This is a genomic window from Colwellia echini (genome assembly GCF_002843355.2).
GTDB lineage: Bacteria > Pseudomonadota > Gammaproteobacteria > Enterobacterales > Alteromonadaceae > Colwellia > Colwellia echini.
Map to the genome: position 1 here is coordinate 1 of NZ_PJAI02000037.1, position 9985 is coordinate 9985.

Genomic DNA, 9985 nt, shown 5'->3' on the forward strand with positions numbered 1-9985 from the left:
ATCAAATGACAACTTTGAAGTGGAGTAATCGGCTTTAGCCGAAATGCTGGACTTTTAGTCCGCAGTTTTTTAACCCACCGTCTTTAGACGGTGGTTGTTTAGTATTTCTTCAACATCGATTTTAAATCCGCGAATGGATTGTAAGTCGCAGTGTCTTGATTGCTATCGCCAGCAGTTACTTCGCGTTGGTATTTAGCTTGGTCGGTGTATTTATCATGCTCGTTATCGTGACAGTAAATACATAACAATTCCCAATTACTGCCATCATTTGGATTATTAGTATGATCGTGATCCACGTGATGAACGGTTAACTCTTTTAAATTTGAAAATTCAAAAGCACGCGCACAACGCCCGCAAACCCACGGATATAATTTCAATGCACGGTCACGATAACCTTTTTCTTGTTGTTTGTAGTTAGCACTGGTGCCAAAACGATCTGAGGACATAATAATTTAATAAGATAAATAAATAATACTTATAGTGTATTGCTAAGCACGAGGCTTATCAATAGCAGTTATGATTTACAACACATAAATTAAATCTGTATATTCATTACAGGTTAAGCGTGCTTAATTCAATTTGTGTTTGTTCAACTAAACCTTCGAGTGTTTTTCCATGCGCGACAGGTTGCCTAGTTGTAGGATCTAACTGCACAAATACAATATCATCCGCTAAACAAATAGTCGCTTTGGTTGCTTTATTTCGTACTAAACAGGTAACTGTAATTGAAGTACGCCCTACTTTTTTAGTCGCTAAGCCAAACTCAACCACGTCACCTTGCATAGCTGGTGACTCAAAATTTATTGCACCAATATGTTTGGTAACTAAACTGTTGGTTTCTAGCTGACAGATGGCATAAGTAGCTGCTTCACCGTCAATCCACTCAAGAACACGTCCACCAAATAATGCATTGGCATAATTCAAATCACTTGGCATAACGAGACGACGAGAAAGAAAATGCATAGTAAACTCTAATTTATAGTAAGATAATGGTTAACCACTATACCGTATAGATACGATAAAGGTATTAATAAAAGTACTTTAAACAAACGTATTACTTTTAATGTACTATTTAGAGAGAAAAAGTTAGAGAGCAATAAATGAAAAATTATATTCTTTTATTTAGAGGCATAAATGTTGGCGGTAAAAACTTACTACCAATGAAAGAACTTGTCCCATTATTAACAAAATATAATTTTCAAGGCGTAAGCTCATACATTCAAAGTGGAAATGTTGTTTTAAAATGTACTTCACAGCCTGACGCTTTAGTTAGAAGCATTGTATTAGATAATTTTGGCTTTACAGTAAAGCTGTTTAGTTTAGAACAAGCAGAATTTACTGCTATTCAAGAAGCTAATCCTTATAAAATTTTTGAGGGTAAATTTGTGCATTGTTACTTTTGTAATGACAACATTGAATTAAACCAAGCAAAGGTAGACAAATATTTAGCAAGTTCAGAAAGTTATACCGTAATAGGTAAAGTCTTTTATTTGCACGCACCAGAGGGAATTGGAAGATCAAAATTAGTTGCTAATATTGAGGTTTGCCTTAGTCAACCAGCAACGGGACGTAACTTAAATACTATAAATAAAATTAGTACTATGCTTACAAAGTTAGCTTAAAAAGAATAAGTTATCCAATAGCAATAATTTACTTATACTCTTAATTATTGCTATTCAACAAATTAAATACGCTTACAAGTCGCGTATTTTAACTGCTGGATTACCTGCATAAAAACTATTAGCCTCAATATTTTTGGTCACTACACTACCTGCGCCTACAACGCTGTTATCGCCAATGTTAATACCCGACAGTACAATGACGCCACCGCCAAGCCAAACATTATTGCCTAAGCTAATACTTTCAACATAGTTATGTTTATTCTCTCGGCGTGCTTGCGGCTCAAGATCATGAGAAACAGCTAAAATTTGCACATTAGGACCAATAAGGCAGTCATTACCTATACTAATTGAACCTGAGCTAATTGAACCTTTATTATCAGTAGATATATTACCAATAGGCACGATACCATCAAGTATTGTGCAATTAATATTGATATAAGTATTATTGCCGATACTAACGTTATCGCCATAATCCATATGAAAGCCTGACTCAATAATCACACCATCACCACATTGCTGAAACAACGCTTTTACTCGCTTTAAATTTCCCTTACTTGGACTACGACGAAATTGGTTACATACTTCATGTACCGACTTTCGCTTGGTAATAAGTTCAGAGGTAATACTATTAAAAAGATGTTTCATTAATGCTCAATAAAAGTTTATGTTTTGTGCATTCAAGTGAAAGGCAATAACAATTTAATCGCAAGAAAGACGCCATCCATGTAGTTTTGATGCATTAATTAAGCTTTACGGTATTAAGATAAATCACTCTTAGTGAAGGACTGCGCGAATAGGTAAACTTTTACATATCTCAGCTTCAGCAATCAATATTTCTTCTAAACGAGCATCAACTTCAGCCTTGTCACAGTACTCATAAGCTAATTCCACAAATAAATTTTTGTGCTTTTCTTCAGATTTAGCTATTGCTACGTAAAAGTCTTTGTCTTTACCTGGTGGTAAAGCTTCTGACACTAAAAAGAATTTTTCATAACCACGCGCTTCAATAACAGCAGCAACTAATAATCTGTCCATCATAAAGTAACTTGTGCCATTGCGAAATAAGGCACGAATTTGACTAATGTAAGGGTCTTTTTTGTCTTGACCTAAAGTGACATCACGAGCAACAAGTAGTTTTAACACTTGTTTAAAATGAATAAGCTCTTCAATCGCTAAATCTGTCATGGCGCGAACCAACTTAGCTTTGTCTGGATAATGCGATAACATTGCCATAGCCATGCCAGAAGCTTTTTTTTCAGCGGCGGCATGATCTTGTAAAAAGCGATCAAAGTCAGCCATTACGGCATCAACCCAGTCTTGACCTGTGTGGTGTTTTAATTCAAACATGTTAACTACTCTCTAATTCTATTCATTTAAAAGAATGTGATTTAAGGTAAAATTCTTTAATTTATAGCGTGATTTTACCTGTGAACCTTAACCGCTACAACCGTTAAGGTGATGATGTTATTGAGCCAATTAAAAATAAAGAATGACTTGCGCATACTTTATTAAGAAAGAACTATTTTATCTGAAGTCAGGAATACAAAATCTTATCAATACGACCTTTATTGGTAGATTCAACTTTAAAGTCATTATTTAGATGCTGCCAAGCCCGTACTTTGCCGCCGATATTAATTTGCTTAAAACCTCCCTCTCTGGCTTTATCGCTATCTATATTAAGAAAGTCTAAAAGATTCATATAACTATCATCATCACTAACATCAATAGTGAGCAAATCACCCTCTCTATTTTTAAAATAGTCGATAACCCCCTGTTGGTGGCGGTTATAACACTCAGCTAGAAATTCATCACTGTTTATATTCTCAAGCGTTAAGGGTGCAAAAGTTTCACTATAACAACGTTTTAAGTGTGGGTTAAAACCACCATCGTTGCGCTGTAAATTAACCATCATACGTTGTAATAACTGCTTTATTGATGGGATCCAACGCTCACTTTCACGCGTTAAGTAGATAAACTTACTATTGGGGAAATGCTTATCTAATGTTTGATAATCACAAAATATAGGCGTGTCGGCTAATACTTGCGCCTGAATAAAAGATTTTTGAGTGTAGGCATTATGTGCCGTTTTAAAACCTTGCTCTAGCATAGCTAAACAAACACTGGTTGTAGCCGTACGAGGTAAACCAATAATAAATATTTTTTCTGTTAACATGTAAAGTAAGTCCTTAATTATATGAATATTATTCTTCAATTCAGACTAAAGTCACATGGTAATTGAAAATGAAAATACGGTAGAATGGGCGATTATAACGTATTTATTCATTTAACAAAGACCCAATTGATTGGGATCAATAAATTGCAGCATTATGAGTGCATACTTAATCATTATTTAACTCATAAATTTAGCTTAGGGGATTTCATGACAGCACAAGATGGACACCTATATACCGAACAAAAGAATATAAAATGGGGAGACTATTTAAAGTCGGGTAACCGTATTTTTATCGGCTCGAATGCTGCGGTACCTAATGCTTTAATTGATGACCTTATAGCAAATAGCCAAGGCTTGCACGATATAGAAACGGTGCATATGTTAACCTTATCTGAAAACGTTTGGGCGAAAGTTGAGCATAAAGATTTATTTAAAGTAAATAGCTTATTTATTGGCGGTAAAAATATTCGAGAAGCGGTAGCTGAAGGCCGTGGTGATTATACACCTTGCTTCATTTCTGATGTGCCGCACATGTTTCATGAGAAAATACTCCCCCTTGATGCTGCACTAATAATGGTAAGCCCACCAGATGAATATGGATATTGTTCATTAGGAGTTAGCGTAGATATTGTGTCTGCTGCAGTTAAAGCCGCGAAGTATGTAATTGCACAGGTAAACACTAAAATGCCACGTACCAATGGCCATAGTTTTGTGCATGTAAACCAAATTCACTCTTGGATTAATGTTGATCAAGAATTACCGCAAATTGTTGCTCCTGAAATAGATCGCCGTACCGAGCAGATAGGTCAATACGTTGCCATGTTAGTTGAAAATGGGGCTACTCTACAAATTGGTATAGGTAAAATCCCTGAAGCGGTATTAACTTATTTAGGCAATCATAAAGACTTAGGTATTCACAGTGAGATGATCTCAGATGGAGTGATTGATCTGATGCTAAAAGGCGTAATTAATAACCGCCGAAAAACTTATCACAAAGGTAAAGCCGTAGTCAGCTTTTGTATTGGGACACAAAAAGTTTATGATTTTGTTGATGGAAACCCGCATATTGAATTTTATCCATCTGAGCATATTAACTCACCCGTTAAAATTGCTAAAAATGATAATATGGTGTCAATTAATAGTGCTATTGAAGTCGATTTAACCGGACAAGTAGTATCGGACTCTATTGGTTATCAATTTTACAGCGGTATTGGCGGACAAGTTGACTTTGTTCGCGGCGCGTCATTAAGTAAAGGAGGCAAACCTATTATTGCTCTGCCATCAACGACTAAAGATGGAAAGATATCACGAATTGTAACCCATATCACCGAAGGTGGGGGCGTAGTAACCTCGCGTGGTCATGTATCGTATGTTGTAACTGAGTTTGGTATCGCCTCACTTCAAGGTAAAAGTATTAGAGAACGTGCATTAGAATTAATTCGAATTGCTCACCCTAAATTTAGGGATAAATTACTCAGTGATGTTCGTAAACATTACTGGGTACCGGAGTACCAAGAAAGTACGCCTAGCTCTGTTCCCGAGTTAGGCTCAATAGAAATGAAACGTTTTAATTTTGCCGATGTTAATTATATATTACGACCACTAGCTCCAGCAGATGAACGCAAGCTACAAGAGTTTTTTTATTCACATAATAAAGAAACATTGATCATGCGTTACAACCATCATATTACGCAAATGACACGTGAAAAGTCATGTAATTTAGTCAGTGTAAATCAACATACCGATCTTGCTTTATGTTTTACGCAAAAAGATTCATTAGGTGAGGCAATTCAGGCTGTTGCACGATATTATTATATTGATAGTATTAACAGCGGCGAAGTTGCCTTTGTGATAAAAGAGAGCCTACGTGGACGTGGTATGGCTACTGCTTTACTCGCTGAAATTATTGCTATAGCTAGAATACGAAAACTTGATAGTTTAATCGCAAGTGTTCGACGAGATAATGCCTCTATGTTAAAGGTATTTGAAAGAGCAGGTTTTATACGACAAGCCAGTGAAGACTTTGATGAAGTAAGTTTAAAACTTCCATTATTTGCAAGCACCAATATAAGCTGAGCTCAAGTTACTATATAAATTTCATAAACAGCATTAACAAAAAAATATAGAGTATTAATCATTATGACCGTTGGAATTATTGGGCACTATCGCTGTGGCGAGCATGATATGGGTGATCACCACCCTGAAAATAACAAACGTTTAACCGCCATTTCAGATCAATTAATCCGCAGTGGTTTAGACTATGTTGTACGTCAATTTGATTCAAAACCAATTGATAAAACGTTATTATCTTTAGCCCATACTCAACATTATATAGATTTTGTTTTTGATAATGCGCCGCATGACAATGATGATAATTTTATCGTCGGCCCTGATAGCGTGATGAATACTAAAACTCTGACTTCTATATTATATGCTGCTGGCGCTGCTGTAGATGCTGTTGATTTAGTGATGGAAGAAACATTAACATCAGTTTTTTGTGCAATCAGACCGCCAGGACATCATGCTGAACATGATAAAGGCATGGGCTTTTGTTTTTTTAACAATGTAGCCATAGCTGCGGCTTATGCTAAACAAAAGTATGGTTTACAACGTGTAGCTATAGTTGATTTTGATGTACACCACGGTAATGGCACAGAAGATATTATAAAAAATCATTTTAAAGCGACACCTGAAGATAATAAAGGCTACTTGTTCTGCTCCAGTTATGAATATCCGCTTTTTCCTTTTGAGGTGATAGAAAGTGACATACCACCTATTATCAATGTCCCTTTAGCTGCAATCACTAAAAGCAAGCAATTCAGAGAGAAAATAACCGAACATTGGTTACCTGCATTACATAAATTCAAACCTGAATTAATTATTATTTCCGCGGGATTTGATGCCCATATTGAAGATGAAATGTCACAAGTGAGCTTAACCGAAGCGGACTTTCGTTGGGTTACTGATGAAATAAACAAAATAGCTACAGAATATAGCAAAGGAAGAATAGTATCAGTTCTTGAAGGTGGTTATGCGCCTAGTGCCCTAGGAAGAAGTGTGGTCGCTCACATTAATGGCTTGATTGGTAATTAATGGGTAGTTGATCATAAAGCGAAATATATTGACGAATGGTAACTATTAATGAAGTTACCATTTAATATGGATTTGAGTACCTACTTCCACCAACGCCATAAATTCATCAATTTCAGGGTTAGTTAGTGCTATACAGCCATTAGTCCAGTTAGACTTTTGAGTATAACGTGCAAGTCCCTCAAAGTTATTGCGTTGACCATGAATCATAATAAGTCCACCTGCTGATACCCCTTTTTGTTCGGCGTTATCTAAATCGAATTGATTCGGATAACTGATATGCATTGCACGATAAAAAGCAGAATCTTCTTTTTTGTAATCTAAAGTATAAAAACCTTCTGGTGTTCTTTTATCACCTTCTTGCTCTTTATGTCCTTCAGGGTTTTTCCCAAGAGCAACATGATATTCTTTTATAACCTTGCCACTTGAGAGCAAATACATTTTATTATCTGATTTATCAACCATAACTAAATCAACCCAAGCTAAGCTTGCGCTTGAAAATAAAGAAGCGATTAAAAGCAGGATTTTTACGGTGATTTTAGTTAATAAGTTTGTAGTAAGTTTAATAAAGATGGTGTTCATAATATTTACGTAAGTCAGTATATTGTGTTGTTGCTAATATTCATCCATAAATATTATTTAGCTATTCTTGATATAATAATAGGTTTATTATATCAAGAAGCCGTTTACTAAATAAACAAAAATAAGCTATAACTGCGTCATTACAAGAAAACTTAAACTGCCCTAACCAAAAATAGCTCTCATTAAACCAATAACTTCTTCAACACTTTTGCCTTGTTTAACCTGATTAAGTATTGTGTCACGTTTTTCTTGAATATATTCAGGAATGCCTTCTTCTGCAAGCGCTTGGTCAACCGCTTCTTCGAGTGTTAATTTTACTCGCCTGTTCGAGTTTTGTTTGATTGTACTTACCTTATTTAATGACTTATCGCGCATACGTACATAATTAGATGTTTGGGCGAGGTATTCATCAGCAAACATAAAGAGATCTACAAGTATTGCTCGAATTTGCCATAGTTTATTTTCACGCTCTCCTTCGGGCTGACTTTGATGCCACCAAGCAAAAGTTCTTAAGGTACCAATCATATCTTGCCAATAACTTTCAAAATCAAAAGCATTAAACTTAGCAATTGATAGACCTTGACATAACACGTCTATTTTTGTGTTCGTCAACGCAATAAATTGATCAGGACGTTTCATTGCTAATAAACGTGTAGCTGCGGCTAATGGTGCTTTTTCACCCGAGTCTTTATTAACGGTATACTCTTTGAATATCTGTTTATAAGCTTTAACAAAATCCTGATATTCTTGTGGTGTAACATCACCAGTATTTGGAATAAAACTTAATGCTAGATCAAATTTCTCTGGTTGTTCCGCTAACAGGGTATGAAAAACCTTTGCACCTTTAGTTGCCGCGAACCATTCAACATCAAAGTTATACTCAGTATGGATATGTCGTGGCGTATGCTTACCGGAAAAAGCATGACGCTCTAACTCTGTCATATCAGCTAGATTTTTATCTTTAATCAAAGCTATGTAGTCAAGTAACGCTAAACGCTCTTCTAGAGCATGTAAGCTAGCTTGTTGTTCAATAAAGGCGACAAATATAGGCCAAGGTGCGATACGGGCCATTTTTAGTTGGCTAACACTTGCCCCAGTAATTAAAACTTGCTCAATTTTTTTTAAAACTGGTAGTTGCTCATCTTCCAAAAGATCCATGTTGATACGGTTGGAGCACACATCAAGCAATTCTATACACCAACCAAGGTAATCTTCTGGTCGATTTTCAGCTTTTACCGCCATAAGATTTAAACTAATATCAGGTACGTATTTAAGTACAGTTTGATAGGAAAAATTTTCAGCATCATTTAATGCCATTTTGACAGGGGAAGATAACAATTTTCTCATTTATTAATACAGCTCCGAAATAATAATTTTAATTTTTGGGGAAAAGAAATAAGATCATAACATTTTTACGCACATGCGCCAGGTTAGAAGTAAAAGATTGCCGATTCTCATTTAGGTTTCACATCAATATAAGCGACATTACTATCAACGCAACAGCTATCCTCTTTTGGCCAATTTTATAGAACTTACAATCGCATGTAGGAGGCTGCCCTGCAGGCGAACAGGTTCGAACACCTTGTATGTTTAGGTATCGTATATTCATCAATATATGGAGGTTATGGAGGTCAATAACAGCAAAAACTACGTTTTTGGTCACCTGCAGGGCAGCTTCCTACGCGTTATTTTTAAATGCTGAAAGCAAAGAGTCTAAATATTTGCAACCTACAGCACGACTGTAGGAGGCTGCCCTGCAGGCGAAAGATTAGAGCAACCTGAATATTTTATGTCTTGGATATTCATAAATACGTTAAAATTAAATAACAAACATAGACTACGTTTTTTTGTCACCTGCAGGGCAGCTTCCTACGCGGTATTTTTTTAAATGCTGAAAGCAAAGAGTCTAAATATTTGCAACCTACAGCACGACTGTAGGAGGCTGCCCTGCAGGCGAAAGATTAGAGCACCTAAATACTTTATGTGTTGGTTATTCATCAATAAATTGAGGTAGATAACAACCAAAACTATGTTTTGGCTCACCTGCAGGGCAGCTTCCTACAAAGTTTTTCTAATACGAAAGTAAATATAGATTTTTCAAATGCTAAAAACCAAAAAGCCCGTAACATTGTTACTGGCTTTTCAGAGCTTACGCTCAAATTTGAAGTGGAGAATGTCCTACAGCACGACGTAGGAGGCTGCCCTGCAGGCGAAAAGATTAGTGCACCTGAATGTTTATGTCTCATATATTCATCAATATATGGAGGTAAATAACAGAAAAAAATACGTTTTAGGTCACCTGCAGGGCAGCTTCCTACGCGGTATTCTTTAAATGCTAAAAAGCAAAAAGCCCGCAACAATGTTGCGGGCTTTTCAGAGCTTTCGCTCAAATTAGAAGTCTAGCAATGTCCTACTCTCACATGGGAACTCCCACACTACCATCGGCGCAACTGCGTTTCACTTCTGAGTTCGGAATGGATTCAGGTGGGACCACAGCGCTATTGTCGCTAAACAAAAA

The 9985-nt window shown here is 36.2% G+C and carries 10 protein-coding genes and 1 rRNA gene; 3 read left to right on the top strand and 8 right to left on the bottom strand.

Annotated elements, in window-relative coordinates; genetic code table 11:
* Positions 1-98: 98 nt before the first annotated feature.
* Positions 99-446, bottom strand: coding sequence for a YajD family HNH nuclease (locus CWS31_RS16755; RefSeq protein ID WP_101345693.1), 348 nt, complete (start codon positions 444-446; stop codon positions 99-101).
* Between the two features lie 106 nt (positions 447-552).
* Positions 553-963 (bottom strand): acyl-CoA thioesterase, encoded by a 411-nt coding sequence (locus tag CWS31_RS16760; RefSeq protein WP_101345694.1) that lies wholly within the window; start codon positions 961-963, stop codon positions 553-555.
* A gap of 137 nt (positions 964-1100) precedes the next feature.
* Between CWS31_RS16760 and CWS31_RS16765 the strand changes: the two genes are divergently transcribed.
* Positions 1101-1622, top strand: a complete 522-nt coding sequence (locus tag CWS31_RS16765; RefSeq protein WP_101345695.1) for a DUF1697 domain-containing protein — start codon at positions 1101-1103, stop codon at positions 1620-1622.
* Between the two features lie 72 nt (positions 1623-1694).
* Here the strand turns inward: CWS31_RS16765 and CWS31_RS16770 are convergent, their stop codons facing one another.
* The 3 genes from CWS31_RS16770 to CWS31_RS16780 all read right to left on the bottom strand — a co-directional run bounded on the left by CWS31_RS16770 (position 1695) and on the right by CWS31_RS16780 (position 3795).
* Complete coding sequence (locus CWS31_RS16770) at positions 1695-2267, bottom strand: sugar O-acetyltransferase (protein WP_101345696.1); 573 nt, start codon at positions 2265-2267, stop codon at positions 1695-1697.
* A 129-nt stretch (positions 2268-2396) separates the two neighbouring features.
* The gene (locus CWS31_RS16775) at positions 2397-2969 is read right to left on the bottom strand and encodes a MiaE family protein (RefSeq protein ID WP_101345697.1); all 573 of its coding nucleotides are present in this window, start codon (positions 2967-2969) and stop codon (positions 2397-2399) included.
* A gap of 187 nt (positions 2970-3156) precedes the next feature.
* On the bottom strand, positions 3157-3795 hold the full coding sequence (locus CWS31_RS16780; protein WP_101345698.1) for a sulfotransferase: 639 nt from the start codon (positions 3793-3795) through the stop codon (positions 3157-3159).
* 207 nt (positions 3796-4002) lie between these two features.
* Between CWS31_RS16780 and CWS31_RS16785 the strand changes: the two genes are divergently transcribed.
* Together CWS31_RS16785 and CWS31_RS16790 are read left to right on the top strand one after the other, a co-directional pair.
* The gene (locus CWS31_RS16785; RefSeq protein WP_101345699.1) at positions 4003-5871 is read left to right on the top strand and encodes a GNAT family N-acetyltransferase; all 1869 of its coding nucleotides are present in this window, start codon (positions 4003-4005) and stop codon (positions 5869-5871) included.
* Between the two features lie 63 nt (positions 5872-5934).
* A complete protein-coding gene (locus tag CWS31_RS16790) occupies positions 5935-6888 on the top strand; it encodes a histone deacetylase family protein (protein WP_101345700.1) in 954 nt (317 codons plus the stop codon).
* A gap of 54 nt (positions 6889-6942) precedes the next feature.
* Here the strand turns inward: CWS31_RS16790 and CWS31_RS16795 are convergent, their stop codons facing one another.
* The 3 genes from CWS31_RS16795 to rrf all read right to left on the bottom strand — a co-directional run bounded on the left by CWS31_RS16795 (position 6943) and on the right by rrf (position 9979).
* Positions 6943-7467, bottom strand: coding sequence for a L,D-transpeptidase family protein (locus CWS31_RS16795; RefSeq protein WP_101345701.1), 525 nt, complete (start codon positions 7465-7467; stop codon positions 6943-6945).
* 162 nt (positions 7468-7629) lie between these two features.
* Positions 7630-8814 (bottom strand): hypothetical protein, encoded by a 1185-nt coding sequence (locus CWS31_RS16800; protein WP_101345702.1) that lies wholly within the window; start codon positions 8812-8814, stop codon positions 7630-7632.
* A gap of 1050 nt (positions 8815-9864) precedes the next feature.
* Positions 9865-9979: ribosomal RNA gene (gene rrf / locus CWS31_RS16805) — 5S ribosomal RNA — on the bottom strand.
* Between the last annotated feature and the right edge of the window lie 6 nt (positions 9980-9985).